The 25408-nt window shown below is 61.2% G+C and carries 24 protein-coding genes; 13 read left to right on the forward strand and 11 right to left on the reverse strand.

The window, feature by feature from the left end:
• The first annotated feature begins 200 nt into the window (after positions 1 to 200).
• From U5A67_RS31740 to U5A67_RS31760, 5 genes are all read left to right on the forward strand, one after another.
• Complete coding sequence (locus U5A67_RS31740; RefSeq protein ID WP_321817448.1) at positions 201 to 944, forward strand: TonB family protein; 744 nt, start codon at positions 201 to 203, stop codon at positions 942 to 944.
• Positions 945 to 969: 25 nt separating this feature from the next.
• The gene (locus tag U5A67_RS31745) at positions 970 to 1734 is read left to right on the forward strand and encodes a MotA/TolQ/ExbB proton channel family protein (protein ID WP_321817447.1); all 765 of its coding nucleotides are present in this window, start codon (positions 970 to 972) and stop codon (positions 1732 to 1734) included.
• Complete coding sequence (locus U5A67_RS31750) at positions 1734 to 2153, forward strand: ExbD/TolR family protein (protein WP_205983746.1); 420 nt, start codon at positions 1734 to 1736, stop codon at positions 2151 to 2153. Before U5A67_RS31745 ends, U5A67_RS31750 begins: the two co-directional genes overlap by 1 nt.
• 130 nt (positions 2154 to 2283) lie before the next feature.
• Positions 2284 to 4449: a TonB-dependent siderophore receptor gene (locus tag U5A67_RS31755; RefSeq protein ID WP_321817446.1), complete on the forward strand. Its 2166-nt coding sequence runs from the start codon at positions 2284 to 2286 to the stop codon at positions 4447 to 4449.
• A gap of 13 nt (positions 4450 to 4462) precedes the next feature.
• Positions 4463 to 5782, forward strand: coding sequence for a histidine-type phosphatase (locus tag U5A67_RS31760; protein ID WP_321817445.1), 1320 nt, complete (start codon positions 4463 to 4465; stop codon positions 5780 to 5782).
• A gap of 7 nt (positions 5783 to 5789) precedes the next feature.
• Here the strand turns inward: U5A67_RS31760 and U5A67_RS31765 are convergent, their stop codons facing one another.
• On the reverse strand, positions 5790 to 6674 hold the full coding sequence (locus U5A67_RS31765; protein ID WP_321817444.1) for a LysR family transcriptional regulator: 885 nt from the start codon (positions 6672 to 6674) through the stop codon (positions 5790 to 5792).
• 126 nt (positions 6675 to 6800) lie between these two features.
• Between U5A67_RS31765 and argC the strand changes: the two genes are divergently transcribed.
• The gene (argC, locus tag U5A67_RS31770; protein ID WP_321817443.1) at positions 6801 to 7727 is read left to right on the forward strand and encodes an N-acetyl-gamma-glutamyl-phosphate reductase; all 927 of its coding nucleotides are present in this window, start codon (positions 6801 to 6803) and stop codon (positions 7725 to 7727) included.
• A 197-nt stretch (positions 7728 to 7924) separates the two neighbouring features.
• Positions 7925 to 8608 (forward strand): class I SAM-dependent methyltransferase, encoded by a 684-nt coding sequence (locus U5A67_RS31775; RefSeq protein ID WP_321817442.1) that lies wholly within the window; start codon positions 7925 to 7927, stop codon positions 8606 to 8608.
• Between the two features lie 60 nt (positions 8609 to 8668).
• On the opposite strand, the gene U5A67_RS31780 is transcribed toward U5A67_RS31775, so the two are convergent.
• Entirely contained in the window at positions 8669 to 9625 is a 957-nt protein-coding gene (locus U5A67_RS31780) for a LysR family transcriptional regulator (RefSeq protein ID WP_321817441.1), read from the reverse strand.
• A 155-nt stretch (positions 9626 to 9780) separates the two neighbouring features.
• Here U5A67_RS31780 and U5A67_RS31785 point away from each other — a divergent pair, with 155 nt between their 5' ends.
• Positions 9781 to 10341 carry a flavodoxin family protein gene (locus U5A67_RS31785; protein ID WP_321817440.1) on the forward strand — a complete coding sequence of 187 codons (561 nt, stop codon included), beginning with the start codon at positions 9781 to 9783 and terminating at the stop codon, positions 10339 to 10341.
• Positions 10338 to 10667, forward strand: a complete 330-nt coding sequence (locus U5A67_RS31790; RefSeq protein ID WP_321817439.1) for a superoxide dismutase — start codon at positions 10338 to 10340, stop codon at positions 10665 to 10667. The genes U5A67_RS31785 and U5A67_RS31790 overlap by 4 nt, the downstream gene beginning before the upstream one ends.
• Here the strand turns inward: U5A67_RS31790 and U5A67_RS31795 are convergent.
• Positions 10664 to 11218 (reverse strand): lipocalin family protein, encoded by a 555-nt coding sequence (locus U5A67_RS31795; RefSeq protein WP_321817438.1) that lies wholly within the window; start codon positions 11216 to 11218, stop codon positions 10664 to 10666. The genes U5A67_RS31790 and U5A67_RS31795 overlap by 4 nt on opposite strands.
• A gap of 17 nt (positions 11219 to 11235) precedes the next feature.
• On the opposite strand from U5A67_RS31795, the gene U5A67_RS31800 reads away from it, so the two are divergent.
• Positions 11236 to 11976, forward strand: a complete 741-nt coding sequence (locus U5A67_RS31800; RefSeq protein WP_321817437.1) for an ATP-binding cassette domain-containing protein — start codon at positions 11236 to 11238, stop codon at positions 11974 to 11976.
• 18 nt (positions 11977 to 11994) lie between these two features.
• Here the strand turns inward: U5A67_RS31800 and U5A67_RS31805 are convergent, their stop codons facing one another.
• Both U5A67_RS31805 and U5A67_RS31810 read right to left on the reverse strand, forming a co-directional pair.
• Positions 11995 to 12942, reverse strand: coding sequence for a pentapeptide repeat-containing protein (locus U5A67_RS31805; protein ID WP_321817436.1), 948 nt, complete (start codon positions 12940 to 12942; stop codon positions 11995 to 11997).
• Positions 12924 to 13631 carry a hypothetical protein gene (locus tag U5A67_RS31810; RefSeq protein ID WP_321817435.1) on the reverse strand — a complete coding sequence of 236 codons (708 nt, stop codon included), beginning with the start codon at positions 13629 to 13631 and terminating at the stop codon, positions 12924 to 12926. The genes U5A67_RS31805 and U5A67_RS31810 overlap by 19 nt, the downstream gene beginning before the upstream one ends.
• A gap of 226 nt (positions 13632 to 13857) precedes the next feature.
• Between U5A67_RS31810 and U5A67_RS31815 the strand changes: the two genes are divergently transcribed.
• Positions 13858 to 15306: a lysozyme inhibitor LprI family protein gene (locus U5A67_RS31815; RefSeq protein ID WP_321817434.1), complete on the forward strand. Its 1449-nt coding sequence runs from the start codon at positions 13858 to 13860 to the stop codon at positions 15304 to 15306.
• Positions 15307 to 15346: 40 nt separating this feature from the next.
• Here the strand turns inward: U5A67_RS31815 and U5A67_RS31820 are convergent, their stop codons facing one another.
• On the reverse strand, positions 15347 to 16225 hold the full coding sequence (locus U5A67_RS31820) for a LysR family transcriptional regulator (protein WP_321817433.1): 879 nt from the start codon (positions 16223 to 16225) through the stop codon (positions 15347 to 15349).
• Between the two features lie 120 nt (positions 16226 to 16345).
• On the opposite strand from U5A67_RS31820, the gene U5A67_RS31825 reads away from it, so the two are divergent.
• Positions 16346 to 17419, forward strand: a complete 1074-nt coding sequence (locus U5A67_RS31825; RefSeq protein ID WP_321817432.1) for an alkene reductase — start codon at positions 16346 to 16348, stop codon at positions 17417 to 17419.
• A gap of 110 nt (positions 17420 to 17529) precedes the next feature.
• On the opposite strand, the gene U5A67_RS31830 is transcribed toward U5A67_RS31825, so the two are convergent.
• The 5 genes from U5A67_RS31830 to U5A67_RS31850 form a co-directional block, all read right to left on the reverse strand.
• Positions 17530 to 17919: a DUF4148 domain-containing protein gene (locus U5A67_RS31830; RefSeq protein WP_205983760.1), complete on the reverse strand. Its 390-nt coding sequence runs from the start codon at positions 17917 to 17919 to the stop codon at positions 17530 to 17532.
• A 243-nt stretch (positions 17920 to 18162) separates the two neighbouring features.
• Entirely contained in the window at positions 18163 to 19317 is a 1155-nt protein-coding gene (locus U5A67_RS31835) for a porin (protein ID WP_321817431.1), read from the reverse strand.
• A gap of 608 nt (positions 19318 to 19925) precedes the next feature.
• Positions 19926 to 21632: a site-specific integrase gene (locus tag U5A67_RS31840; RefSeq protein ID WP_321817430.1), complete on the reverse strand. Its 1707-nt coding sequence runs from the start codon at positions 21630 to 21632 to the stop codon at positions 19926 to 19928.
• A gap of 80 nt (positions 21633 to 21712) precedes the next feature.
• Positions 21713 to 23335 carry an ATP-binding protein gene (locus U5A67_RS31845; protein ID WP_321817429.1) on the reverse strand — a complete coding sequence of 541 codons (1623 nt, stop codon included), beginning with the start codon at positions 23333 to 23335 and terminating at the stop codon, positions 21713 to 21715.
• On the reverse strand, positions 23332 to 24243 hold the full coding sequence (locus U5A67_RS31850; protein ID WP_321817428.1) for a PhzF family phenazine biosynthesis isomerase: 912 nt from the start codon (positions 24241 to 24243) through the stop codon (positions 23332 to 23334). Before U5A67_RS31850 ends, U5A67_RS31845 begins: the two co-directional genes overlap by 4 nt.
• A gap of 285 nt (positions 24244 to 24528) precedes the next feature.
• On the opposite strand from U5A67_RS31850, the gene U5A67_RS31855 reads away from it, so the two are divergent.
• Positions 24529 to 25404, forward strand: a complete 876-nt coding sequence (locus U5A67_RS31855; RefSeq protein ID WP_321817427.1) for an AraC family transcriptional regulator — start codon at positions 24529 to 24531, stop codon at positions 25402 to 25404.
• The last annotated feature ends 4 nt before the right edge of the window (positions 25405 to 25408 follow it).

Here is a 25408-nt window from a genome sequence, read left to right on the forward strand (position 1 = left end):
CGATTTCGCAAAGCCATGAATCAAGCTGCGTGAAATACAGAGTAAGGCCAATGTCATCCCCACGTAACGCGCGGCAACTACATTACTCATCGTCGCGGGAAACAAGTTTTATCGATCTCTGCGGCCTGAATTGCACACGTGTGCAATCGTGACCGATTCCAGCGCGTGCTTCGCAGTACTCGCTCATGCAAGGAGGAAAGATGACTGGCGCTCACGGTTCGTTCACGCCGTTTATGCAGACCGCGCCGCGCGCAACGCCCGCGCCTCAACGCAGGTTCGCGATGCCGCGCCGAGCGGGGCGCACGGCGTTGCTGGCGGCGCTCGCGGGCGTGCATATCGGCGGCATCCTGTTGCTGGGCAACTCGCACACGACGCCGCCTACGCATGCCGCAGCCGCGCCGATCTACGCGACGCTGGTGCAGGCACCCGCGCCGCAGCCCGCCGTGCAGCCGACGCCCGTGCATCCGGTGCAGCCTCAGCCGCAAAAGGTCGTGACGCATCGGGCCGTCGTGCGCACGCATACGACCGAACGCGCGCCGGCACAGGCTGAGCCAGCGCCCGCTACGGCACCCGCGCCCGCGCAGCCAAGCCAGCCCGCGCCGTCTGTCGCGCAGCCTTCGGCACCTGCCGCTGCAGCACCTGCGCCCGCTCAGGCCATGCCCAAAACGGTGACGCGTGGCGTGCAGTATCTGCGCGCGCCGGTTCCGGTGTATCCCGACGCTTCGCGGCGCATGGGCGAAGAGGGCGTTGCGCAGGTACGCGTGCTGGTCGATGAAGCGGGCGAGCCGCGCGAAGTCGAATTGCGCGCGTCGTCCGGGTCGGCGGCGCTCGATCGTGCGGCGCTCGACGCCGTGCGCGGTGCGCGTTTCAAACCTTATGTCGAGGATGGCCGCGCCATTCCCGTCTACGTCATCGTGCCGCTGCGTTTTTCGCTCGGCGACTGAATTCATTCTTTACGAGAGGCAATTTATGGCTACGGCTTCCATCGGCATCGGCGCACTCTGGGCGCAGTCCGATATCGTCATCAAGTGCGTCGCGGCGGGACTGCTCGCGATGTCCATCGCGTCGTGGTACGTGATCGTGACGCGCGCGTTCTCGCAATGGCGCGAACGTGCGCGGGCGAATCGTGCGGCACGCCTGTTCTGGCTGGCGCCGACGCTGGCCGAAGGCGCGCAGGCCATCGGCGGCGACGCGCAGGAGAACGCCTATGTCGATCTCGCCCGCACGGCGCTCGACGCGAGCGCGCAGCACGAACGCGCCACGCAGGCGGGCCGCACGCCGCCCGCGCTGACCGACTGGCTCACCCGCGCGCTGCACGAGTGCATCGCGCGCCGCCAGATGCGTGTGCAAAGCGGCCTGCCGCTGCTGGCGACGATCAGTTCGACCGCGCCGTTCATCGGCCTGTTCGGCACGGTCTGGGGCATCTATCACGCGCTGATGACGATCGGCTCAACGGGGCAGGCGAGCATCGGCGAAGTGGCGGGTCCGGTTGGCGAAACCCTGGTGATGACGGCGTTCGGTCTTGCCGTGGCGATTCCCGCTTCGCTGGCCTATAACGCGCTGCTGCGCGGCAATAAAACGACGATCGGCACGCTGTCCGGGTTTGGCTTCGACGTGCTCGATGCGATCGTGGCGGGCGAGCGTCTGGACGGCCAGCACGAAGCCATCCAGCACGATGCGCCGCGCCATGCCACCCGTCTGGGCGCACGCGGCCTGCAGGCGGAGGCAGCCTAATGGCCGGCCGCTCCTTGCGCGACGATCTCGAAGACGGCTTCAATCCCGAGATCAATACGACTCCGCTGGTCGACGTCATGCTCGTCCTGCTGGTGGTGTTCATCATCACGATGCCGGCCTTGCAGCACGCCGTAAAAGTGGAATTGCCGCGTGTTTCCGCTGAGCAGATCGAGGCGAAGCCCACGAGTGTCGATGTCGCCATCGACGCGGGCGGGGTGATTCACTGGAACGACAAGACCGTCGATATTGCCGCGCTTCAACAGCTTTCCGCCGATGCCGCGCAGCACGACCCGCAGACTGAAATGCATTTGCGCGCCGATCGCCGCACGCCTTACGAGGACGTGATGAAGGTGATGAGCGCGGCGCAGCACGGCGGCCTGAGCCGGATCGGCTTCGTTAGCGACGACAACGCACGCTGAGCGAGCAGGCGCCGATAAATCCGCGGATCGGCGTCAATTAATCAGGATCACGAAAAGAAAGATCAAGAACGGGAAGCGGTCCGACCGCTGCCCGCGAACCCACGCATCTGTCCCGAACGTCTACCCAATCATGAAGATCACGAGTTCGTTCCTGCCGCCCCGCGTTTCGCGCCTGCAGGCGCAATTGATGGCGGCTGGCCTTTGCCTCGCCGGTTTCGCGCCTTACGCAGTAGCGCAAACGGCCGCTTCCACCAGTGCGGCCACGTCTACCAGCGCCGCTGCATCGGAAGCGACCTTGCCCGAAGTGCAGGTCAGCGCCGCGCCGGACAAGCCGGAAAGTCTCAAGCAGCGCGCCAATGCGGGCGCGCTCGGTAGTCACGCGGAAATCGACACGCCGTTCTCGATCCGGTCGGTGAGCGGTGAAGAAATCGAGGACCGTCAGGCGAATATTCTCTCCGAAGCCGTGAAATACGATGCATCGGTGACGTCGATCAGTTCGAGCTACGGCACGCACCCGGCGACGCTCGCAGTGCGCGGTCTGCCGCTCGACGATCTCAACGGCTACAAGGTCGACGGCATGGCGAACGTGAATCGCGGCGTGGAAATGCCGCTGGAAATGTTCGATCGCGTGGAAGTGCTCAAGGGTCTTGCGGGTTTCATGTATGGCTTTGGCAGCCCCGGCGGCATCGTCAATTACGTGACGAAACGCGCAACGGATAGCTTTACGTTCAGCTACGACCAGGGTTATGCGTCGGATAGCGTGTTCAAGGAGCACATCGACACGGGCGGGCGCTTCGGCAAGGACAAGATGTTCGGCTACCGCTTCAATATCGTGCACGAGGAAGGCGACACGGCCGAAGACGCGGCAACGGTCAATCGCACGGCGGTGGGCTTGAGTCTCGATGCGCAACTGACGAAAGATCTGTCGATCACGTTCGACACGATCTATCAGCAGCGTCGCACGTCGGGCGGCGTGGACATCATCACCAGCACCAAATACGCGGTGCCGCATCCGTTGTCGGGCCGCTCGCGACTCTACAGCGACGGCTCGTACACGGACGTCGACTACAAGCTGGCGACGCTCGGCGTAGCCTACAAGATTGCGCCGGACTGGCAGGCGAAAGTCGCGTACCGCTATTCGGATTCGACGCGCCGTTACGCGAAGGACCAATACTACATTTCGAGCAATAGCGGCAATTACTCCGATCGAATCAGCTCGGAATATCACAGCTATGAATTCGACGACGTGCAGGCCACGCTCGAAGGCAAATTCAACACCGGGCCGTTGCAGCACGAAATCGTGGTCGGCGCATCGTCGATGGTGCTGCTGTCGAACAAGTCGGTGAAGACGCCCAAAACCGTGGTGGGCACGGGCAATATCTACGACCCGACGATCTTCTCCGCGGATGGCATCGGCTATAGCGGCGGTACTTTCGGCGACGACAAGATCACGCAGCAGGCGCTGTTCGCGAGCGATCGCATTACCTATGGCCCGTGGTCGCTGCTAGCTGGCGTGCGCTACGAGTCGTACGACGAAGTGGGCCACGATTCCGCTACGTCCGGCGCGACCAACTATCACAAGTCGCCAGTCACGCCGACGCTCGCGCTGATGTTCGCGCCGCGCAACGATCTGACTTTCTACGCGAGCTATGTGGAAGCGCTGGAGTCGGGCGGCACGGCGGATAGTTCTACCGCGAACGCCTACCAGGTGATGGCGCCGATCAAGAGCCGCCAGTATGAAATCGGCGCGAAGACGGATCATGGCCGCTGGCGTGGGACCGCAGCGCTGTTCCGTATCGAGCGCGGTGCGGAGTACACGAATAGCGATAACGTCTATGTCGAAGACGGCAAGATCGTTTATCAGGGCGCGGAACTCAATGCGTCGGTGGACGTGTTGCGCAGCCTGACGCTCGATGCGAGCCTGATGGCGCTCAGCGCGCATTATCGCGACGCGGCCGACGGCGTGAGCGGCAATCGCGCAGTCGGCGCGCCCAAGTATCAGGCCGCGTTGCAGGCGGTGTGGCGTGTGCCGGCGGTGCACGGTCTCTATGTGCAGGCGGGCGCGCGGTATCTGGGCGGGATGGCGATCGACTCGGGCAACGTGCACTACATCAACGCGACTACGCTGTTCGATGCGGGCATTGGTTATCGGACGATGGTGGCGGGCAAACTCGTGACCCTGCGTGCGAATATCACCAACCTGACGAATCACCATTACTGGACGTATTACCAGGAAAACTATTTGCAGGTGGGCGCGCCGCGGACCTTGAGTCTTAATGCTCGCGTTGATTTCTAACGAATTCCTAACAATGAATGACTGGTCAAATCTGATGAAACCTGTTCGCAACGTTGCGACGCGCGCGGCGTGCATGGCGGGCGTCGCGCTGGCGATGATGTGCGGCGCGGCGCATGCCGATGCACAGCGAGGGCACGCACAGGCCGCGCGCGCAGATGAAGCAGTGCCCGCAGGCATGCATCTCGATCGCGCGGTGATCGTGATGCGGCATGGTGTGCGTGCGGCGACCGATACGCGCAAGATGAATGCGTCGTCGGCGCAGCCTTGGCCCGCATTCGAAGTACCCGATGGCGAGCTCACGCGGCACGGTTATCGCGCGATCGTCGAGTTGGGGCGCTGGGAGCGCGAGTATTTCGTGCATCAAGGGCTGCTCGATCGAGAAACCTGCGCGAGCGCGCATGACGTGTTCGTCTGGTCGAGTCCCGCATCGCGCACGCAGGCCACGGCGCGCGCGTGGCTCGACGGCGTGCTGCCGCGTTGCGGCGTCGCGGCTGGGCATGCGCTGGAGAATCAGGACACGCTCTTTCACGCCGATGAAGCCGACGCGAACGAGGCGGACCCCGGCGACGCACAGGAAGCGCAGGCCGCGATGCTGGCGGCGATGGGCTCGCCGCAGGCCGCAAGCCGTCGTTATGCCGCCGATGTCGCGGCGCTCGCTAACGTGGTGGGCGCGCCGCGCGAATGCGTCGAGCAGAAGGGCGCATCGCATTGCGGCCTCTACACCGCGCCCTGGGGCGTGAAGGTCGTGGGCAACTCGGCGAAATTGACGGGACCGGTGGCGGTTGGTGCGGCGATGAGCGAAACCATCCGCATGCAATACGCCGATGGCTGGCCGCTCGATCGTATCGCCTTCGGCCATGTGCACAGTAGCGCCGATGTGATCCGCCTGATGGGTTTGCGCAGCGCGAAATACGCTTATACGAATCACGTGCCGTTGATTGCGCGTCGTGGCGGCGCGCCTTTGCTTGGCCGTGTCACGCGGGCATTGAACGAGGAAGATCGCAGCGAAAGCGATGCGCGTTTGCTCGTGCTCGTGGGGCACGATACGAATATCGCGCAGTTGCGTACGTTGCTGGGGTTCGACTGGAAGCTCGGCGAGTATCACGTCGACGATGCGGTGCCTGGCGGCACCTTGCTGTTCGAGCGATTCGTGCGCGAGCGTGACGGCGCAGCGTTCGTGCGTGTTTCGTATATTGCGCAGAGTCTCGATCAGATGCGTGACGTTGCGCGCCTGCAAGGCCGCAATGGTCCGTTGAAAGCGGTGCTGCGCGATGATAAAGGTCGCTCGCTTATGCCGATCGATGAGTTCGACGCCCGCGTCAAGGGCATGTGACAGACGCCTACGCCAATCGCAGATCCCACAACACGTCCAGTACGTGTTGCGTGGATCGCTCGACGTACCCCGCACGATATGCAATACCGAGCCTGCGCCACATTGCCGGGCGCAACGGGCGCATGACGATGCGCGGGTCAGGTAACGGCGTAGTGGCCTCGTGAGGCAACAACGTCGCGCCGTAACCTGCCGCAACCAGACTCTTAATCGCGTCATTGTAGTTGAGCTGAATGCGCGGCGCCGGATGGTGCCCGGCGGCCGCGAGCCACTCCGCAGTCAGACGCGAGAGGCGCGTGGTCGCGTCATTGAGAATGAGCGGCTGGGCGGCGAGCCATTCGGGCGTCACGCGGGCCGGACAGCGCCAATGCGCCGGCACGAAGGCCATCACAGGGTCCTTGCGCCACGGCTTGATGACGAGGCCCGCCACCGGCGGCTGAGGCAGAGCGACCAGCCCGATGTCCAGCGTGCCGTCCGCAAGCCTCGACAGAGTTTCCTGCGAAGTCAGCACAGCGATCTGGATGTCGATGGCGGGATGGTGCTCGCGCAGGACTTCGAGCGCCTGCGGGAGCAGGTGCGCGATCACCCCCGTGGATGCACCCAGACGCGCACGCCCTTCGAGCCCTTCCACCTGACGTTGAATATCGTCCAGTGCTTGTTCTGCATCGGCCAGCAACCGGCGCGCGCGCTCCACGAGCAGTGCGCCTGTCGACGTCGGCCCCACGTGCCCGCGCTTGCGTAGCAGGAGCGGCGCGCCAATGCGTTCTTCGAGTTCGGCGATGTGGAGACTGACCGTTGGCGGCGCCAGGTGCAATGCACGTGCTGCATCGGCAAATGAAGCACGGTCGGCAACGGCGACCAGCGTGCGCAGGCGGTCCAGGCTGATTTCTCGCATGTCGGCGTCCAGATTCAGAAAAGCTGAATGACTTCGTTATGAAATTCAACTTTCCCTATTCTAGCCGTCCGCGCAATATCGGGTCTCGTTTTACCTGCAAACCCACCGTTAGCGAGTCATTCACCTATGAGCGCACCCATCGTTTTCATCGACGGCGATCAAGGCACCACCGGGCTGCAAATCCATGACCGGTTGCGCAACCGTACCGATATCAGCCTGTTCACGCTTGCCGCCGGGGAGCGCAAAGACGCGCGTCGTCGTGCAGAAGCTATCAATGCCTGCGATATCGCCATCCTGTGTTTGCCGGATGCCGCAGCGGGCGAGGCGGTGGGCGCCATCGTCAATCCTGCCGTGCGGGTGATCGACGCAAGCTCGGCTCACCGCACGCAATCTGGCTGGACTTATGGCTTTCCGGAAATGGCGCCGGAGCAGGCTGCGCTGATTGCGAACGCCAGTCGCGTCACCAATCCGGGCTGCTATCCGACCGGTGCGGTTGGCCTGTTGCGTCCGTTGGCGCAGGCAGGATTCATACCGAGCAATTACCCGATCAGTATTCATGCTGTATCCGGCTATTCCGGACGCGGGCGTGCCGGCGTGGAGGAACACGAGGGGGCGGGTACAGACCATGCGCCGATGTACCAGGTCTACGGCCTGCAACTCGCGCACAAGCACACGCCGGAGATTCAGCAGCACGCGGAGCTTGCACAGCGGCCCATTTTTGTTCCTGCATACGGGGCGTTCCGGCAGGGCATCGTGCTGACGGTGCCGCTGGTGCTGGAGCTGCTGTCTCCCGGCGTCGATGGCGCCACGGTACACGCGTGCCTCGCACGTCACTATGCCGGTTCAACTCACGTGCGAGTCTTGCCGATGCACGAATCGGACGCCGTAAAACACCTCGATCCGCAAATGCTGAATGGTACGAATGACATGCAGTTAAGCGTGTCTCATGACGCGGAGCACGGGCATGTGCTGCTGTCGGCGGTATTCGATAATCTTGGCAAAGGCGCATCCGGCGCTGCGGTTCAGAATCTGGATCTCATGCTCGCGCGGTAATAGCGGCCGATCGAAAAATCTATCTGTGCATTCGTCCACGGCCGTATAGCTGGCGTTTTAATCGGTTAGCTTGTCGTTTTTGAATGTTTTTTCGATGCTAGCCTTCATGTCAGTCTAGCGAATCTGGATGCTTTGCAGCGTCGCCGATGCGGCGGCCCGGGTGGCAGGATATCGCCCCAACCACGAGGCGCATAACGATGGAGCAGCCTTTCGATTCCGGGCGGCAACTGGACACGCAGCCCGGCAGCGCGGTGTATTCGTCCTTCGTGCTGAAACTCTACGACGCATGGGTGCTGGCGATTTCCAACCGCTGGGCGTGGCGGTGCAGCACCAGACGCGTGCTGCTGCCGTTTTACCGGCAGCGCGTGGGCAAGCGCCATCTAGAGGTGGGAGTGGGGTCGGGCTTCTATCCGGCACATGCAGACTTCAGTGCCGACCAGCAGGTCACGCTGCTCGACCTCAACGAGCACAGCCTCGCGGCGACCGCGCGCCGGCTCGACTCTCGCCATGTCACGCAAGTGGTGGGCGACATCATGCAGCCGCTGCCGATGCTTGCGGGGTATCGCTTCGACTCGATTGCGCTGTTCTATCTGCTGCATTGCCTGCCCGGCACGATGGACGGGAAGGCACACGTGTTCGCGCATCTGAAGTCTCACCTTGCGCCAGACGGTGTGCTGTTCGGTGCGACGGTGCTTGGCGATTCGGCCGGGCACAACGCATTCGGGCGAGCGCTCGTGCGTATCTACAATCGCAAAGGTATCTTCGATAACAGACGCGATACTTTGGCATCCTTGCGTTTAGCGCTCAGCCATCATTTCGCCGATGTCTCGGTCGAGCAGAATGGTGTAGTGGCGTTATTCGTTGCGCGTGCACCGTTGTGACGTGTCAAGCCGCTCAGTAGACGTCGATGGCACCGCAAATGCGGCAGCCGTTCAAACACGCTATACGGCGTAAGCGTCCAGAGCATTCATCGGCACATGCAGTTTGCGATCTGCTTCAAGCGCTTCGAGCAGATGTTTTACGGTGACTTGCACGCGTGGCGCCACAAGAGCCCGATGTGGGTACTGCATCACCATCTCGTGTGACCCGGACAGGTGAAATTGATGAAGGACGATTTTCAACGAGCCGGCGCGCAAATGCTCCAAGGCAAGATGAACGCCGACTTCAGCAATTCCCACGCTATCGCATGCGGCCTGTACGAGGGATTCCGGCGCCGATAGCGTAAGCAGCGCCTTGCCGGCAGGGTCCAGGGTTGTAATGCTAGCGTCCTCGCCCTTGAAATTCCATGGCACAACGTGACCGCTCAGAAATCGCCGCGTGATGAGACGATGCGCCATTAACGCGTCCGGCGTTTGTGGTGCACCATGCTTCGCGAGATATTCGGGAGACGCCACCAGCACGGTATTCAGGCGGCAAACCGGACGGGTCACAAGCGCGGAATCAGGGATATTGCCGCCTCTGACTGCGATGTCGTAGCCGTCCCGGACGATATCGACGACCCGATCATCGAAATCGACCTCGACAGACAGGCCGGGATAGCGGGCCAGCAAAGCGGGGAGTGCCGGGAGCACGTGGTCCTGCCCAAAGGCGGAGCTTGTCGAAATACGAACTCGTCCGGCTGGCACCGCGCGCTGCGCGGCAATCGTATCGACCGCAGCATCGAGTGCTTCGAGCGCAACGCGCGCCTGGCGCAGAAACGCCTCGCCTTCTTCGGTTAGCTTGAGCGAGCGGGTTGTGCGATTCATCAATCGCACGCCCAATGCCTTTTCGAGGCCAGCCACATTCTTGCTCACCGCCGCCGACGTCACCCCCAGCAGTCTGCCGGCGGCCGCAAAACTTCCTGCGTCCACTGCTTGAACCAGCGAAATGATGGCTCGAACGCGCTGTGAAGAATCCACACCTTCCTCCGGAACGGTAGTCCAGCATGCCTTGCTGGATGGGTAGATTCTAAACTTTTGGCTGAGAGTGGTTCAACACAGTCATAACTTCCCGTAACGATTGAGGATGGTGACAATCGAAGCGTTGCCCCTGACCCCAACCGTGCGAGACATTCATGCTTATCACCATCCTTTATGACAGCGGCTACGGCCATACTGCAAAGCAGGCTCAAGCCGTTGCAAACGGCGTGCGGCACGCGCCTGGAGCAGAAGCACAATTGATCGCCGTTGCGGACGGCGATACGCCCTGGGAAAAGCTGGCTGCGAGCGACGCCATCATCTTCGGCTCGCCGACTTATAACGGCACCATCAGCGCAAGGCTCAAAAAGGTGATGGAGGATTCGACGCGGCCGGCGTGGCTGCCTCAGTCGTGGCGCAACAAAATCGCCGCGGGCTTCACCAATTCAGGAGCCATGCACGGCGACAAGCTGAATTCGCTTGTGACCATGACCTTGTTTGCCGCTCAGCACGGCATGATCTGGGTCGGTCTGGACATCTTCCCGGGCAAATCGCCTGAAGAGAAAAATCGGGTCGGCGGTTGGCTCGGCGCAATGGCGCAATCGAATGACGAATCGCCGGAAGTGACGCTCATCAAGAGCGATCTGGATACAGCCGCCTATCTTGGCCAGCGCGTCGCCGAAGTGACCGGGCAGTTCAAGGCAGGAGCTGCACGATGAAATTGCTCTGCCTCGATATACCGCTGTCCGGCGCCAGTCCGCAAACCTACCAGCCTCATCTCCTCGACGAAATACGTCATGGCTGGCAACTCTATAAGTCTGGCTTTGTGCGTGATATCTACTTTCGCCAGGATCGAGCGGGCGTCGCCATCATTGCGGAAAGCGATTCAGTGGAGACCGCAAGACAGGCTCTCGCCACGTTTCCGCTTGCCCAAGTCGGCCTTATCGATTGGGAGATTATTCCGCTCGGCCCGTTCGTCGGCTGGGAGTCGCTTTTTGCGTCTCGTGACGCTTGCTTGGCACGTAGTCGGGTATCGGTTCGCTAATCTGCCGATTGCTTCGTGACTCTGACTAGCGACCAATCGTAGCCAAGCGCTTTTACGCGCTCACGCAAACCGTCGAGCACGTCCGGTGACGGTTGCGCCGCGCGGGTCAACACCCACAGATAGCGCCCCGACGGCTCGCCCACGATCGACCAGTCATAGTCGTCGCCGTGATCGAGAATCCAGTAATCGCCGTAAAACGGCCCAAAAAACGACACCTTGAGTTTGGCGTTCATCGCCGGGTCGACAACCCGGGCTTTTCCCGTCGATTGGCGGAAACTGGACTTGCCGGCTTCACGGCCGCGATTGACGACCTTGACCGTACCGTCGTCATTGAGCGAATACTCCGCTGTGACCTCGTCCATATTCTTTTCGAACGAGGCCTCATAGCGGAACTGCTCGTACCAGCGGCCCATGTATTTCGTCAGATCGACTGGCCTGGCAGGTTGCGGCACGGCGCGATTGCCGACCGGGCCAGGGCGTGGAATATACGCACATGCGCCAAGCACAATGGCGACGGCGGCGAATGCCGGGATGAGTTTTTTCTTTCGCATGGCGGAGATCTTCCGGTATGGGTTTCAGCGAGTGGGAGCGTTGCGAGTGGAGCAAACTGCGGGCCCGCGTTGTTTTTATCGCTCGCCACGGCAGGTATCATGTCGCCCACGATCCAAAGTTGAACTCATTACCCATGCTCCGTTTCGAAAACATCAGCAAGCGCTTCGGCAAGCACGTCCTGTTTCAGGGGCTGCATTTCACTACCGGCGCGGGATGCGTGGCGCTCTGCGATGAAACCGGCTCGGGCAAATCCATTTTGCTCGGCATTCTGGCTGGGGAAATTGATGCCGATAAAGGCGAGGTATGGCTGGGCGGGCATTCGCTGCGCAGCGCGCCGATCGAGGCAAAATCCGCGCTCGCCTATATCCCGGACGATTGCATGGCCTATTCCGGCCTGACCGGCCGCACGTATCTGGACCACGTGGCAGCCAGCAGAAATACCGTCGTCGGGGCGCAAACGCTTGATCTCGCGCATCGATTCGGGCTTGCGCCGCATCTGGAGAAACAGTTCGAGCAGATGTCTTTCGGCACGCGCAAGAAGTTCTTCCTGACGGCGACCACCTTGGGCGCGCCCGCTGCAATCATCGCCGATGATCCGGGCAGCGGGCTAGACGTGCCCGCGCGTGCCGTGCTGGCCGATCTGTTCAGACAGTTGGCCGTGGACCGCGCGGTCTTTTTCTCGAGTTCCGATCCGGCGCTGGTAGAAGCCTGCCAGGCGCGGACGATCGATTTTGCGGAGCTTGGGTACGCCGCATAAGTGCGCAGGCGGGGTGCCTTACTGGACGCGCACGCCGCAATCGCCGATCAGCGTCACGGCCTGTTCGACGGACAGGATCGTGCCTTTGAGATGCTGCATGACGTCGGCCAGACGCAAGCCGCTCAGATCGACGGAACGCAGATCGGCGCCATCGAAACGGCTATTGCGCAGCAATGCATTTCGCAGACTGCCGCCTTCGAAAACGGCATCGCGGAAATCGCAATCGGAGAGATCGGCGTCGGAAAAATTCAGGCCTTCGAGCGCTTGTTTCCGAAATGAAAGCCCACGCAGATCGGCGCCAATCAGCAGCGAATCGTGAAAGCTCAAGCCCAGCGTGCGGGCATCGACAAAGCGCGCGCCAGTGAGTTTGACGCCGGTAAAAACGGCCGAGGCGAGTTTTGAGGCCTTCCAGTCGGTATTGTTCAGATCGCTCTGGACAAAGCGGGCTTCGGTCAGATTGGCAAAACGGAAACTCGCCGATGCGCATTTGCACGCAAGCCAGCGGCTTCTTGCGAGTTCGGCGTGTTCGAGTAGGGTGTTTTCGAAGTTGCAGCGCGTAAAACGGGCCGCGCGAAAGTCAAAATTGGAAAAGTCTTCGCCGCTGAACGTGCACTGTTCGAACGTGGGTTCGTCGCCGCATTCGCGCAGAATGCGGCCCAGATCGTCGCGATCGAGGGTTATTTCGCTGAAATGCGGCGTGTCTGAGGTGGACGGTTCTTGGGGGTTGCTGCGCATTGGGGCTGACTCCTCGTTGCGAGGGGCGCGCAGCATCGTGTCCACGCGCGTCCCCTCTACCTGGTCAAAGTAAGGTTGACGCCGCGGCGTAATAAGAACCCAACAACCAGGCTGGGCGCAGGAGATACCAACCTGCCACTCTATTTTCGGCGGAGAGGATTTTATCGTCCCCGCCCTCGGGCGCACAAGTGCCCGTATTTTCGTGGGGTTGTTTACAGTTGCGCGACCCAATGCGCGAGTTGCGCCTCGCCGTCTTTATCGAGTTTGCCTTTCAGCGCGCCGTACCACGTGGCGATGGCCTCGCGCGACTGGCTGCCGCGCAGGATCGGCAGGCTCTTTTCCAGAAACATGCCGAAGGCCGGCACGCCGCGCAGGTAGAGGAAGGTGTCGTCGGTGATGCTCAGGATGGCGTAGGCGTCGCGCATCCATGTGATGTGCGGTAATGCTTCGACCAGATAGCCGCGCTGGACCAGTGCGGAAAGAAAGTTCGTGCGTGCCGTGACGTCCGATTGCTCGCGCGTTTCGTGATTGATCTGTGCGGATTTGATGAGCCACGCTTCGCCGCGCTCGACTTCACCGCACATCACCGACAAGCTCGCAAGCTGCACCGCGTTGTGCGCCGTCTGCTCCAGTTCGAACAGTGCGAGCCAGTGCTGGAATGATTCGGGGTAGCGGTCCGTCTGCGAATAACTCATTGCACAAAGGCGGCTTGCGTCTGCAAGCCGGCCTGCGTACGGTGTGGCGGCGGCGATGGCTTTGTCGTAGCGGCCGGCTTTGAAGGCTTCGAGCGCCGGTTTGAGTTCGGGCGCGATGTCGTCGGCGGCGTCTTCCTGCGCGGTGTCTTTCTTTGTATTTGCGCGCGTGGTGTCGTTCGATTCTGCGCTGGACTTCTTGCCGAATAGCTTGCTCAACAGGCTCATCGTGTTCCTTGTCGGATCATGTCGGGAAGGTTGGGTGGGAAGAAGTCTGCATCATTCTGTAGCGGCTGAAAACCTTCGATGCGATATGCATGAAAAAGCCAGTGTTTTAGCGAACCAAATACCACTGGTTATTCGTTGCGAGCGCAACTTACATGTTTATATTCCTTCACCGAAGTATTCGAGAACGCTACACTCGCGGCTCGATTGGGCTCTATGCACTCTCAAGATGAATAGCCATTTTCATGTGACTCGCGTAACACTGCACATTTCGGCTTGTGCCGTCATGCTTGCCGGGCTTTCGAACGCTGCTGTTGCAGCGGGTCTGGATTGCAGTCGTGCCGCTAGTCCAACCGAGTCGACCATTTGTAGTACGGCCGATTTGCAGCGGCAGGACGCGCAATTGGCGATTGTCTTTGGCAGGCTGATGCGTGCTGCGCCCACACAGTCCGATGCGACTCGCGCCGAGCAACTGCGCTGGTTAGAGACGCGCGACCAATGCGATGCTGATCGAGGATGTCTATCGCAGCGTTACAGTGACCGCATTGGCGCACTGCAAAAGCAGCTTCACATGGCGATTGTCTACGTCCCCGATGCGGTTGACCAGCAAGCGCTGGAAGACTTGAAGCGTGCCGTCGACGAAAAACTGAAAACCGAGCCGGAATATCCGCTCGATCGTGCATTGGATCAGTTTCGTCTCAAGGAGGGCGTTACGTCGTTTGACGGCGAGACCGACGACGACGGGCGTAGCGTGAGCTTGCCGGGCAAGCGGCCACCTGGCGTTACTGAAGACGAATGGCGCGCAATCAAGGCATCCGGCCCGCTCGCGGAAGACACGGCAATCGATGTCAATTGCACGTTGTTGAATGTCGAAGGCGAAACGCATCGTGTGCTCGTTGCGACGTTGCTCGACGGTGGCAATGGTGTCTATTCGTTTTCGACTGTCTGGGTACGGCGAGGCGATCGTTATGTGCGCGTGTTCAGCGAGCGAACTGGCGGGAGAGCGTTGGACAAAGAAGAGACCATGGACGGCCTGCTTCTTTCGTTCAACGGCAAAGGGGCCAATCAAACGGCGCGCTGGGTGCGTTTGCGCAACCGCGTTTATGTGGCTTATATCGACGGTGAATTTGGTGCCGACAATGTGTATCTGGTGCGTCCGCTGACGATCGTAGATAAGGCCCCGAAGTTGATCGTGCGCTACCGTTACAGCCTGTACGTGCCCCGCACGCAGAAACGGGAAGATCCACCTAAAACGGTGGTGCTCGACAGTCAGCTTCACTTAGCGCTCTCTGCTGCAGTGAAGCCGTTTTCAGTGCCTGTCTGGTCGAATGGCCTGACGACAGCAGAAGCGAGTGGCGAGGCGAGAAAGCCACTGTGTCCCATTCCCGCTGGCGTGAGGGGAGATGAGCGCGACGAGTTTTACAGCTGGGGGGCCGGGGGCTATACGGAAGAGGTCGTTGGCGATACGAGTGTCTGGATTCGTGGTAAATGCTATCTGGCGAGAATTGTCGACTGGTTTGGGCATTACTCTCCGGGCACGGGTCTGAATGCTCGTATATCGATCAGGCAACCTATTGGGGACGATCCCGAGCAGTCATTCGATGTTCAGGGCAAGCGTGTCGCTACCCGGACCGAAGCCTCGTTTGGAAAGGTCATGGACAACGGCGACGGCGATTGAAAAGCCGGTTGTTAGTAATGCATTGGCGCGTCGAATACACTCATCGCCTCGCTAACCGCTCCTGCAAAAACTCAATGAATCGCTGCGTTTTCGCCGGCAGCAGACGAGTTTCCGTCATCGCATAGATTGGCGTTGGCGTGCCATACCACGCCGGTAAAACAGGGCGCAACGTGCCATTCGCCAGATCGTCCTCGACCACTTCGCGGGGCACCAGAATGATGCCGCGATCGACATTCGCGAGACTGCGAATCATGCCGACGCTATTGAGCACGAATCGCCCATTCACCGGCACCGTCACCGATCGCTTTCCGTCACGCAACGTCCACGCCGAGGTTTTAAGAATCGCCAGGCACTGATGTCGAGCGAGATCGGCGGGCTTTTCTGGCACCCCGGCTCGCGCAAGATAACCTGGCGACGCATAAAGAAACGGCGTAAGCGACGCCAGCGGCCGCGCAATCAATTGCGAACTTTCGGATTCGCCAATACGGATCGCCACGTCGAAAGGCTCGCTGACCAGATCGACGCGCCGTGGTGTGAGATCGAGATCGAACTGGATGCCGGGATAAAGATCGGCGAACTCCGCAATCAGCGGCGCCAGATACGTCACCGCAAAATCCACCGGCAGCGACACGCGCAATGTCCCGCTGGGCTGCGCGAGCATCTCGCCGAGTTGCGCATGAGCGAGACGCGCCTCGTCGACAATCCGTTTGCAGCGCTCGAAATAGAGTTGCCCGGCTTCGGTCAATTCGATCTTGCGGGTCGTGCGATGCAAGAGCCGCAGGCCAATGGTCTTTTCCAGCGCGCTGATGCGCCGCGAAAGGGTCGAATTCGGAATACCCACGGTTTCCGCAGCGTGGCGAAAGCCTTTCGCCTTGACCACCTCGACAAAAAGGGCCATGTCATTCAGGTAGTCGTTCATTCTCATTGCTCCATTAGTGGATCAATGATATCCGTTTTGCCATCTTTATCTTCCCTGTGAGGCAGGCGATGATGTCTCTCACGCAAGCGCGCTTGCATTGATCCTTTGGAGAATCTCATCGTGAAGACACTGTTCGAATCCGTTCGTGTTGGTCGCTACACGCTGCAAAATCGCATTGTCATGGCGCCGATGACGCGCTCGCGCGCCCAGTTCGATGGCACGCCCGGCGAACTTGCCCAGGCGTATTACGCTCAGCGCGCGAGCGTTGGACTGATCGTCACGGAAGGCACGCAGCCGTCGGCCGACGGCCAGGGGTATCTGTCGACGCCCGGCATTTACACGGACGCGCACGTCGCGGGCTGGAAGACGATTGCGGATACGGTGCACGGCCAGAGCGGCCGACTGTTCATTCAACTGATGCACGCGGGGCGCATGTCGCATCCCGACAATACGCCGCATCATCGCGCGGGCGTTGCGCCTTCCGCGATTGCGCCAGGCACGGGCATGTTCACGGCGAAGGGCATGCAGGATATTCCGGTGCCGCGCGCGCTTTCTACCGAAGAGGTCCGCCAGACCGTGCGCGATTTTGCCTTCGCGGCGCGTCGTGCGATTGAAGCGGGTGCAGATGGCGTCGAAATTCACGGTGCGAATGCGTATCTGATCCAGCAATTCCTGGCGTCAAGTGCGAACACGCGCGACGACGAATACGGCGGGTCGATCGAGAATCGTGCGCGTTTTGCGATCGAAGTGGCATCGGCAATTGCGCGCGAAATTGGCGCCGATCGCACTGCGATCCGTCTTTCGCCGGGCACGACGCACTGGGGTATCGACGAAGGCGAGCAGGGGCCGGCGCTGTATCGCTATCTGGTGGCGGAGCTGGACAAATTGGGGCTGGCGTATCTGCACATCGCGCATCAGGGCAACGAAGCGCTGCTGGCGGAAATTCGCGAGCGCTGGACCGGCACGCTGATATTGAACCGGGCAGGACGCCCGCGCGAGCAGGTGGGCGCCGATGCCGCTGCGGGCATCGCCGATCTCGAAGCCTATGGCACGATGGTGCTGGCGAACCCGGATTTTGTCGAACGCATCAAGACGAACGCACCGATGAACGAGGCGCGTCGCGAAGGCTTCTTTGGCGGGACCGCGCGGTTTTACACGGATTATCCGACGTTGAGCGAAGCGATTGTCGGTTAGTCGGCTCGTTTAAACGGCCACATTTATCCGCCAACGCCGTGAGCGATCGTAGGCCTCGCGGCGTTGGCCGGCACCTGTTATTTCGGCGCTTTTACCGTGAGCGGAGCGAATCAATTGCCGAAATAAGTCGGCTTCATACCAGGCGTGCCGGTATGCGCCGGTTGAGCAGGACCGCCCGATGCATTGGAGCCCGGCATCACACCGCCGTAACCACTACCGGCTTGTGGCGTGTATTCGCCGCTAGAAACTTCACGTATTTGTTCGCGGCCCACGCGCGCTTCCGCTGCCTGAGTTTCGCGCGGGTACGAAGCCTGTTCGCGCGCCGACGTGTCGTAGCCCGAATGCTCGAGGCGCATCTGATCCTGCTTGACCTGAGCGCGCGTCAGCGCGTCGTTGCCTGCGAGACCCGGCTCGACGATAGGCGTCTGGGCCTGCGCGAGCGCGGCGAGCGGAATGGCAAACAGCGCCGCGACGGCGGCTACGTGCTTGAGTGTCTTCATCAACGTTCTCCCATGAAGTGGTGAAGGTCAGTCTTTCAAGCGCATGCGCCGTGCCGCGCGAGCTGCGAACGTCGATAAAAATCTGGGGAAAGAGTCGATGCGCGCGCACCGAAACGGGAATCGACCCGTATGACGCCATTGAAACGCAAATGAAAAAAACGCCCGCAGCACCGGAGTGCTACGGGCGTTTTCAGGCGAATCGCCGACGGCCCTGTTGCAGCCGTCGTGGTTTCGCAGCTTCGATTAGAAGCGGTGGCGCAGGCCCAGGTTCACGAGCGTCTGCGAGCCCGTGCCGTTGTAGCCGTACGAGCCGATCGATGCTTGAGCCGACGTCACGTCGCCGTTTTCCTGACGTGTCGTGCCGCTTGCGTGCTGGTAAGCCGCCGTCATGTAGACGTCCGTGCGCTTCGACAGGTTGTAGTCGCCGCCCAGCGAGAACTGGTGGTAGTTAGCCGACGTGTCGCCGCTTGCGTGCGTGTAGCTGTAGCCAGCGCCAACCAGCAGTGCCGGGGTCGCCTGGTAGGCGAGGAAGCCTTGTGCCGTGTTGTACTTCTGCTTGCTGTCGAACGACGAATTTGCATCAGCTGCGTATTGCGCGTTGCTGTAGCCCAGACCGAAGATGAACTGGCCAGCCGTGTACTGAGCCGCGATACGTGCGATCTGCAGCGAGTGTGCCGTTTCGTAGCCGTTGTTGATCGCGCTGTCGAACGTGCCGTCCGACGTGCTCGACCAGCCGGTGTCAGTGCGGTCGCCTGCGCTGTTAGCCGCGTAGTAGTAACCAGCGGCAACTGCCAGCGGGCCGTTGTTGTACGCGAGTGCTGCCGAGTACGATTGCTTCGAGCCCGTCGAGCCAGCCACGCCGCCGAACGAGTACATGACTTCCGTCTGCAGGCCGCGGTAGACCGGCGATGCGTACTTGACGGCGTTGTTCACGCGGAAGCTGTTGTCGTAGTTGTCGACGTCGCCGGCCGTTGCGAACACCGAGCCGAAGTAGTTGTCGGCGGTGATGCCTTGAATCAGGTCGACCAGCGGATCGTACTGACGGCCCAGCGTCAGCGTACCGTACTGTTCGCTTGCCAGACCGACGAATGCCTGACGGCCGAACATCAGGCTCGAGCCCGATGCGCCGGTGGACGGGTTAAAGCCATTTTCGAGGGCGAAGATTGCCTTCAGACCACCGCCCAGATCTTCCGAGCCCTTCACGCCCCAGCGCGAACCGGACAGGTTACCCGAGCTGCTGTTGCCCAGCGCCCAGAGGTTCTTGCTGCCGTCTGCGTGGCTGACGTAGGTGAGCGACGTGTCGATCACGCCGTAGAGCGTGACGCTCGATTGAGCGTGAGCTGCGCTGGCGATGCCGAATGCGGCGAACGCGGCGAGAGTAAGGGCGCGTGATTTCATCTGTAACTCCGTTTTGTTGTGGAACTGCATTGATGCAAGGCCTGAAGGCTATAGTGCGCATCGATATCCGCGCAAGACTCAATAAAAAAACCGTAGCAAAATTGTGACAGACTTTATTAATGCCAATACATACGCGAAGGTTTGTTGTGTGCGCAATTTGATTTATTAAATCAAGGACTTGAGGCGCGAAATAGTCGTGCAATCAGGCTTTATTACCCGCTGGGAAGATTTAAGATTGAAAGGCATGGGCTGACGGGGTGAACAGCCATGCTGGGTGTGGCTCGCGAGGTCGAGCACGTGAAGAATCAGCGAGAAATCGCCGAAAGACCGCAAAATCGCGGCGAATGAGCGCAATAAAAAAAGCCCCGCTGCAAGAGCGGGGCTATCAAGCGTGGATAACTGTCTGAAACACAAACAGTTGAGCGCATTGTATGGCAAGCGTCTGGACGCATAAATTCACTTTCCGCAATAAACTACTGACGAAATTGCGGTGGTGAACGCGTGATATCTATGCGTGTCAACCAATATGAATTCATTATGACGATTTATTACGACGTCATATTGTGCTCTGGTCGCGCGGTCAATGCAGCTTTAAATCGTCGGATCAATCAGTCGCGCGAGCCGAATGCATCCGCTATCTGGCGGGCGCGTTTGACTTCATCGCTATGCAGATAGATTGAAGTCGTGGATACCGAGGCGTGCCGAAGATTATCGCGCACCGTGGTCAATTCGGCGCCGCGTCCCAGCGCGTGGGTGGCATGCGTGTGGCGCATCCAGTGCGGACTCGCGCGGCGCAGTTTTTCGGCGAGCGGCGCGTGATCGGCTTCGATTGAATGGGCGGCCAGCGCGAAGAAGCGTCGCATCACCATCCACAGGCGCACGCTGCTGATCGCGTCGTGGCTGTCTGCTTCCAGGCTGCCGATCACGGGCGTATCCGGGTGCCAATGCAGTTGCGTGACGGGCAGGGCGCGTTCGGCCAAATAGCGCGCGAGCGCATTCCACGCGAGCGGCGGCAGGGCCACGCGGGCGTGTTTTTTACCTTTGCCAGTCACGCGCAGCCAGTGATCGCCGCGTGGATCGGTTTCGATCTGACCGAGCGTCGCGCCGACGATTTCGCTGGCGCGCAGCCCCGTCGCGTAGCCGAAATCCAGCAGAAAGCGTAGCCGCTGCGCAGCCGGCGCGGACCAACCCGACGACCATTCGAGACCTTCGGCGATCGTGCGCGTGAGCGCCCATTCGCCCTCGGTAAAGGCGTGCGAAGTGTCCAGCACGTTGGCGTTGCCCGCATCGCGCACTTTCACGCCCGCAAACGGATTGGCCAGCACATAACGTTGCTCGATCAGCCAGCGAAATAACGCGCCGAGTATCGTCAACGCGTGTGCTACCGAGCGCGCGGACAGGCTGCCGTTGAACGGACGCCAATCGGGCGACGTGCGCGGACGCACCGGGCCGATCCAGCGCGCGTGCGGCGAAGGGTGCCGCAAAAACGCGCGATAGGCGATGGCGTCTTCGGTCGTGAGCGAAGAGAGCGCGCGACCGCGCTCGACGATGGCCCAGAGAATCAGCCGCTCGGCTTCCTTTTTATAACTGCGTTGCGTGGCCGGCGCTTCGTGCAGCGCGAGCCAGGTTCGCACGGCTTCGTAATCGTTATTGGCATCGAGCGCGCAGGTGGCGCGCGGCGCACGGAACGTGCCCTCCGTGCCATCGACTTCATGCGGCAGTTTGATGCTCTCCCACGGCACGATGTTGCTGCGCTGGGTGGCGACCAAAAGCGCGCGGGCCTTTTCCGTGAGCGCGGGCCACGCGGCGAAGAACGCTTCGATTGCGCGGGCGCTGGCGGCGCCCAGGCCTGGAATGACTTTCCACCACTGGCGACGGCGCGGAACCCTGACGGTGAGATCGGCCAGTGTGCTGATGCCGTAGGCCTGCAGCACACGCACGGCGCGCGGGGCGAACCACTGGGCGATATCGTCGGCGATTTGCGGTTCGGGCGATTGAACGGTGCGTAGCGCGTCGATGGCCTGCGTCGCGGCTTTGGCGTGCTGTGCGCGCTCGTCGGCGGGATGATCGAGCAAGGTCGCCAGATCGTCGCGATGCGCGCTTCGCGCGATGGCGACCAGCCTGCGCCGGATGCGTCCTAGCACGCCGCGTGCGGATTTTCCGCCGCCCAGCGCCGAAGGGAGGTAGCGCTCGACAGCCGCACGCACGGCGAGGCCAGCGTACCACGCGCGCAGCACGGCGAGTTCATCGGCATCGGGAAAGCCGGGCGGTTCGACGCTGGCGGCGGCAGGCGGGGGAAGAAGACGCGCTTTCATGGAATCGAAGTTTACTCGATCGATGTGCGTCTTAGGATAAGCGTGCGGTTGTCCTTGGAGCCGGACGCGGGTGTAGCCCGCTAACCGATTCGCGTGGTCCGGCGAGGTTCATTCGACGGAATCCGACCCGACTGGAGAACGTTTCCAATCCAACGCGCGTTACGCGTGTTGAACAGCGAGTAGCACGTGCTGCGCCGCGCGCGATAAATGATTGTCGATGAACTGTGCCGATAGCGAAGATGCCGGGCCGCGACGCGCCGCAACGCCTTGTCTTCGCGCAGCCTTTCCATGGCATAGGCACGAGTCGATTCGCCCAAGCGATAAATGGCGATAGCGCCTCGAAACTCCGCCGCGAGCAACGATTTAGCCACTAACTCATCGAGTGCGGCAATTACGCCGGTGACTGGCGCGCCCGGCTCTGCGCCTACCGAAATGAGTGCTTCGAATGTGAATGCGTCAGTAAAAAGCGCTAGATTGCGGAGCAATACGCGCGCACTGACGCCAAGCAAACCATAACTCCAGTCAAAGCTTGCGCGCAGCGATTGATGGCGCAGCGGAGCCGATCGCAAGCCGCCTTTCAGCAGATTAAGCCGATCGTCGAACGGCTCGCACAGCATCAAGGCGACGCCCTCGACGCCCAGTACCGCAACGCGCGCCGCAGCTAACTGGATGGCAAGAGGCAGACCATCGAGACGCCGGCAAATATCGGCCGCGTGCCGGATGCTTGCCTCGCTATTGATGCTATCTGGCGCGTAGTGGCCGGCGCGGTGCAGAAAAAGCTCGACCGCGCCGTGCGCAATCATCGTCTGCGTGCTCGCGTTTTCACAGGGCAGCGCGAGTGGCTCGATACGAAGCACCTTTTCCGTGCGAATCGCAAGCGGCTCGCGGCTCGTGATCAGGATGCGCAAATCGCGAATGGTCGACAGCGACTCCAATAGCGCAGCTACGGGTTCGATAATCTGCTCGACGTTATCGAGAACAAGCACGGTGGGTGCGCCGCATCGGTGCAGGGTTTCTCGAATCTGCAAAAGCAGGCTCGATTCCTCTGCGTTGAAATCTACGTTGATATCCGGGCTGATCCCACACGCGATTGCGATTGCTGCGACTACCTCTTCGCGGGTCCGTGCCCAAGCGAGTTCCACGAAACTCACGTTTGCTTCGCGTTCGCGAATTGCGTGAGCGACGTGAATTGCGAGCGAGGTCTTACCGATGCCGCCTTCGCCAGCCAGCGTCAACACCGAACCCGCTTCTAGCTGAGTCAGTTGGGGCAGAATGCGCGCGCATACTTCGTCGCGGCCAATCAACGGTCCGGCGCGGACCGGCAGCGAAGGAGGTGCGACGAACGGACTCGCGGACCCTTCGTCATGGACGTGCTTAAGAAGCCGATAGCCGCGCCCGGAGACCGTCTTGATCAGATCGCGGTCGTCGCCGAGTGCTTTACGCAACGCCACAATATGTACCTGAAGGCGATTTTCCTCGACGATTTGTCTGGGCCAGACGGCGTCGATAATGTCGTTCTTCGAGACCACCGCACCATCGGCGCGAAACAGGATCTCAAGGATGTCGAAAGCGGGCGCGGCAATACGCAGGACGCGACCTTCACGGCGCAGGTCACGCTGATCAAAATTAACCAGTAAGGCGCCGATTTTGACCGCGACCATATCTGCAACCCGCTGTCCCAGCGCCTTTTCGATTGCGATCATGACGACGCTCCGGCGCCTGCTTCGTATCGAACCGGGCCGCCGATCCAGCAGCCGTCCGGTGTCGCGGTGTTGTTATCGTCCTTGAAACTGAAACGCACGGAGATCTGTGACGGGCGTTTCATCGCATAGCCCTGGCGGATGTTGATCGTCCGCGTGCTCGCTTCTACGAGGCCGTTGGCGAGCAGGCCGAACGACAGCGCGGAGGCCGCGATGCCTGTGGCCGCGTCTTCGGGATAGCCCGACGCGCGAGGAAACTGTCTTGCATCGAAGATCTGCTGGCGGGCATCGACCGTCGCGTAGGGGTAAAGCCCCGTGGAGCCGATCCGCTCGCACAGCGGACCGATCTTGTCGAAGCGAGGCTCAAGCTCATTGAGAATGGCAGCGCTGGCAAGCGGAACCAACGTCTTGACGCGGCTGGTGCAGGCGTTCTGGATGGGCAGCGGCGCGAGTTGCGTGTCGTCGATGCCGAGTGCGTCGAGAATCGAGTCACGGCTGGTTTGCGGCTGCGGTAATGGCTCGATGCGGCCTGCTGGCTGCGAAATCTCGACCGATGCATCATCCGTCGAAAACCCGGCGATGCGGGCCTCTACACGGCCGCTACCGGTGTGAATCGTCAGCCTGTCGCTGTCAAGGCGTCCGGTTTCGTGCAGAAGCCAGGCGGCGCCGACCGTCGCGTGTCCGCACATCGACATCTCGTGATTGGGCACCCAGAAGCGGAATTCGAAATCGCAACCGGAACCGGCTGGTGCCGGCAGCACGAAGCCGCTTTCGTGGCCGTATCGCTGCGCGACTGCCTGCATTTGCGCGTCGGACATGCCGGCGGCGTTGAGCACGATAGGGGCTGGATTGCCGCCGTCGTTATCGGCGGCAAACACGCTGACAAGCTCGATCGTAGGGCGTAGCGACACGGCGGACTGTGCCTCGGCTGGCAGAGTAGGTTTTTTCATCCCGTCAGGTTACGGGGAGTGCCGGGCCGCCGCGTGTGCGTACGGGCCCATTCATTTGATCGAACGGGCCATGGCCGCGCGAGCGGCCGATACACTGGATTGCGGACCAGCAGCGGTGCGCCGTGAAAGATCTTTGGCGCTTTCGCCTTTGCGTCGCGGGTCGTGTGCTAGTGTCTTGTTACTGTTTCTTACTTTGTCGAAGGGCGGTCATGCTCACGACACACACCGCTATTTCAACGTCTTTCGATGCTGCGCTCGTTCCAACAAGTATGCCAACCGGCCAACAAGGATCTGCTGGTTGCCGCCGATGATGGCTACGCAACGCTTACCGGCGGCGGCAGCTACGCGACGCCGTGGCATTGGCACGATTGCCTGATGTTCATGCTCCCCACGCATGGTGCAGTCGAGGTCCAGCATGAGGACCAGCGCACGGGTGTCTGGTTGTCGCAGGAACGCTTCGCGGTCATCCCGGCAGGACGCGCCCATCAGACCCAGGCCGCGTGTGCGCCTCACGGGCACGTCGCGCTCTACGTCACCGACGAAGCGCTGCGCAAGCTCGATAGCAGTGTGGGTTCGCTCGAAGAATTCCGTCGCCGCACGCGTACGCCTGTGCTGATCCACAGATCGGCGGCGATCCGCACGTTGCAGGATCTCTCGTTGCGCAACGAAGGGGCGACCTACGGGCTTGCCGCGACACGTCAGGCATTGGCATCGGCCTTGCTGATGCAGTGCATTGGAGAGGTCATCGCAGGGCAGACGGCTTCGGCGAACTCGCCCGGCGAACACGGCATGGCGCTGGCGGCGGACCTGGAGGCCTTTATCACCGCGCACGCCGATCAGGACATTCCGCTCGACGCGCTCGCCGCACGGTTCAGAATCTCCCGCCGTCACATTACGCGGCTCTTTCGCGAGCGTACGGGCTTGTCGATCGGCGAGTTCCAGCAACGCGCGCGCTACCGGAATGCCTGCCAGTTGCTCGTGGAAACGGATCTGGCGATCGGCGAGGTGGCGTTTCGCGTGGGCTTCGCGAGCGGCGCGGCGCTCGCGCATGCCATGCGCCGCATGGGAAACCATTCGCCCTCGGAGTTGCGTGCTGCCGCTGCACGGTCGATCAAGCGCTGACTCA

It is taken from the genome of Paraburkholderia sp. J69-1 (assembly GCF_905220255.1).
Lineage (GTDB): Bacteria > Pseudomonadota > Gammaproteobacteria > Burkholderiales > Burkholderiaceae > Paraburkholderia.

What these genes read in the sequence shown, in the direction of transcription:
- U5A67_RS31740 (WP_321817448.1), top strand. Translation starts at nt 201, where the DNA reads ATGACTGGCGCTCACGGTTCGTTCACGCCGTTTATGCAGACCGCGCCG.
- U5A67_RS31745 (WP_321817447.1), top strand. Translation starts at nt 970, where the DNA reads ATGGCTACGGCTTCCATCGGCATCGGCGCACTCTGGGCGCAGTCCGAT.
- U5A67_RS31750 (WP_205983746.1), top strand. Translation starts at nt 1,734, where the DNA reads ATGGCCGGCCGCTCCTTGCGCGACGATCTCGAAGACGGCTTCAATCCC.
- U5A67_RS31755 (WP_321817446.1), top strand. Translation starts at nt 2,284, where the DNA reads ATGAAGATCACGAGTTCGTTCCTGCCGCCCCGCGTTTCGCGCCTGCAG.
- U5A67_RS31760 (WP_321817445.1), top strand. Translation starts at nt 4,463, where the DNA reads ATGAATGACTGGTCAAATCTGATGAAACCTGTTCGCAACGTTGCGACG.
- U5A67_RS31765 (WP_321817444.1), bottom strand. Translation starts at nt 6,674, where the DNA reads ATGCGAGAAATCAGCCTGGACCGCCTGCGCACGCTGGTCGCCGTTGCC.
- argC (WP_321817443.1), top strand. Translation starts at nt 6,801, where the DNA reads ATGAGCGCACCCATCGTTTTCATCGACGGCGATCAAGGCACCACCGGG.
- U5A67_RS31775 (WP_321817442.1), top strand. Translation starts at nt 7,925, where the DNA reads ATGGAGCAGCCTTTCGATTCCGGGCGGCAACTGGACACGCAGCCCGGC.
- U5A67_RS31785 (WP_321817440.1), top strand. Translation starts at nt 9,781, where the DNA reads ATGCTTATCACCATCCTTTATGACAGCGGCTACGGCCATACTGCAAAG.
- U5A67_RS31790 (WP_321817439.1), top strand. Translation starts at nt 10,338, where the DNA reads ATGAAATTGCTCTGCCTCGATATACCGCTGTCCGGCGCCAGTCCGCAA.
- U5A67_RS31795 (WP_321817438.1), bottom strand. Translation starts at nt 11,218, where the DNA reads ATGCGAAAGAAAAAACTCATCCCGGCATTCGCCGCCGTCGCCATTGTG.
- U5A67_RS31800 (WP_321817437.1), top strand. Translation starts at nt 11,236, where the DNA reads ATGGGTTTCAGCGAGTGGGAGCGTTGCGAGTGGAGCAAACTGCGGGCC.
- U5A67_RS31810 (WP_321817435.1), bottom strand. Translation starts at nt 13,631, where the DNA reads ATGAGCCTGTTGAGCAAGCTATTCGGCAAGAAGTCCAGCGCAGAATCG.
- U5A67_RS31815 (WP_321817434.1), top strand. Translation starts at nt 13,858, where the DNA reads ATGAATAGCCATTTTCATGTGACTCGCGTAACACTGCACATTTCGGCT.
- U5A67_RS31820 (WP_321817433.1), bottom strand. Translation starts at nt 16,225, where the DNA reads ATGAACGACTACCTGAATGACATGGCCCTTTTTGTCGAGGTGGTCAAG.
- U5A67_RS31830 (WP_205983760.1), bottom strand. Translation starts at nt 17,919, where the DNA reads ATGAAGACACTCAAGCACGTAGCCGCCGTCGCGGCGCTGTTTGCCATT.
- U5A67_RS31835 (WP_321817431.1), bottom strand. Translation starts at nt 19,317, where the DNA reads ATGAAATCACGCGCCCTTACTCTCGCCGCGTTCGCCGCATTCGGCATC.
- U5A67_RS31840 (WP_321817430.1), bottom strand. Translation starts at nt 21,632, where the DNA reads ATGAAAGCGCGTCTTCTTCCCCCGCCTGCCGCCGCCAGCGTCGAACCG.
- U5A67_RS31845 (WP_321817429.1), bottom strand. Translation starts at nt 23,335, where the DNA reads ATGATCGCAATCGAAAAGGCGCTGGGACAGCGGGTTGCAGATATGGTC.
- U5A67_RS31855 (WP_321817427.1), top strand. Translation starts at nt 24,529, where the DNA reads ATGCTGCGCTCGTTCCAACAAGTATGCCAACCGGCCAACAAGGATCTG.